The sequence below is a fragment of the Photorhabdus bodei genome (assembly GCF_003287735.1).
Lineage (GTDB): Bacteria > Pseudomonadota > Gammaproteobacteria > Enterobacterales > Enterobacteriaceae > Photorhabdus > Photorhabdus kayaii.
The window spans coordinates 1-1,682 of record NZ_NSCM01000118.1; the positions used below are offsets into that span (position 1 = coordinate 1).

2 protein-coding genes are annotated in these 1,682 nt (G+C 40.8%); both read right to left on the bottom strand.

What is annotated here, in order from left to right; translation table 11 throughout:
- Positions 1 to 214: 214 nt before the first annotated feature.
- Positions 215 to 757, bottom strand: coding sequence for a DUF3916 domain-containing protein (locus CKY02_RS22955; protein WP_112897001.1), 543 nt, complete (start codon positions 755 to 757; stop codon positions 215 to 217).
- Complete coding sequence (locus tag CKY02_RS22960) at positions 758 to 1,570, bottom strand: hemolysin BL-binding protein (protein ID WP_112897002.1); 813 nt, start codon at positions 1,568 to 1,570, stop codon at positions 758 to 760.
- Positions 1,571 to 1,682 lie beyond the last annotated feature (112 nt).

The window sequence follows — 1,682 nt, forward strand, 5'->3', positions numbered from 1 at the left end:
ATCGCTTTTATTCTGTCTCGTACCTGACCATCACGAGTGGTGTCGTGAAGACGTTCAAGTTTGATTTTTTGTTCTGATGTAATAAATATTTTCATAGCGAGGATAATGATCTCCATTTCGGATAAAATCAAGCATCTTCAATGATAACGGGTATATAAAGTAAAATCTCGGCGTTGTTGGCCGAGATTTATATTTAAAACATAAATTCTTAGCTTTAGTTAACTTCACCAATATACCAGTATTCAGAATAATAAGGCTTTCCCTCGTCATCTTCACTTATTCTAAGAACACCTAGCTCTGAAAAACCATCGGGTAATTGTAAGTTCCATTCTCTGCATAAGCTTCGTTCACTCAATAAAGTTATTTTACCAAACCGATTATATCCATTACGCGTATGTTCATTGAAATATTCCTCAGATGTGAATATACATAATTCACTTGAAAACATATCAGGCAATACAATTGAACAAGTAATTCTTATATTATTTTCATTGTCGGGCTTCGCCTTATAAATGTTATAAGCTGCATCTATCAAATCTTGAGCACAAATAGATTGAATATTTTTATTTGTCTGTTTTCCTTGTACTAATGCTGAATGCACCGGAATTTTCACATTCCAGTAACCATAAGAATAATCATTTTCAGTGATAACAGGAAAATAGGTTCTATATGACTCGGACCATATTTTCAAGGAACGTAGTCTACGTGGTATACCACGCAGTTTTTTATTGCTTAACGCTATTCTACGCATAGACATTTATAATTTCCTTCCTTTAGCAGCATCAGTTTTGGTCTGGTTTACCGTACCATCTAAGTTTAAGACAGCCTTAAATTTCCCTTTGTTATCAAAAACCTCAAGATGGTTTTTATGTTGACCATCAAGATATAGCTGATCACCTTTTTTAATCACTTTTCCAATATTGTTATTGGCTTTGTAAACACTCTGCCCCTGATATATTTGGCTGGTTTTTTGTGTACTATTTTTTATTTGAGTACCAAAACCGGGTTGAGTAAAAAATTCCTTCATATTCCCAACAGCTCCCTGATTCGGTTGATACGATTGCTTGTCTTTTCCAACATCTCCACCGCCTTTTACTCCAGCTTTACTAATTCCACCGGCCACTCCCGCAGACGCCGCAATTCCCGTCTGCCCCATAATCTTCACGATTTCCTGAGTGGTTTCTTCTGAGCCGCCGGTGACTTGGGCACGATGGAGCACCAAATTCCGTGATGCGTCAATATTCGACATGGCACCCCGTAAATCCGCCCATTCCCGCACTTCTGCTGGAGTGAGGGAATCCAGCCCCTGCATTCTGGCTTTTTCCTGAATTTCTCCTATTCGTGCGCTGTAATCACCCTGTAATGCCCGCAGCTCTTTGGCAACAGCAACGCACTGGTCAGCGCCTGAACAAGTCGTTATTCGCGCCTGAACCTTGTCATACTCCTGTCGGTATTTATCCCTAACGGCAGAACGGCAACTGGTATCACCCTGACAGTTGACCAGTTCCTCACTGCGTGATTGATTCTTCTCCACACTAAGGTGGTTATTGTCCACAACAACCCATTCCATTGCGAAGTTGACCGCCGGTCACCGATTTTCCTAATGCCCTCAGTCAGTTACAACCCGTTTTTTCCCGTGCTGCTTTGTCGCCGAACCCAAAACCCCCTGACGCGCTTTTCAC

Excerpts from the sequence above, each read along its gene's own strand:
- CKY02_RS22955 (WP_112897001.1), bottom strand. The coding sequence starts at position 757 with ATGTCTATGCGTAGAATAGCGTTAAGCAATAAAAAACTGCGTGGTATA.
- CKY02_RS22960 (WP_112897002.1), bottom strand. The coding sequence starts at position 1,570 with ATGGAATGGGTTGTTGTGGACAATAACCACCTTAGTGTGGAGAAGAAT.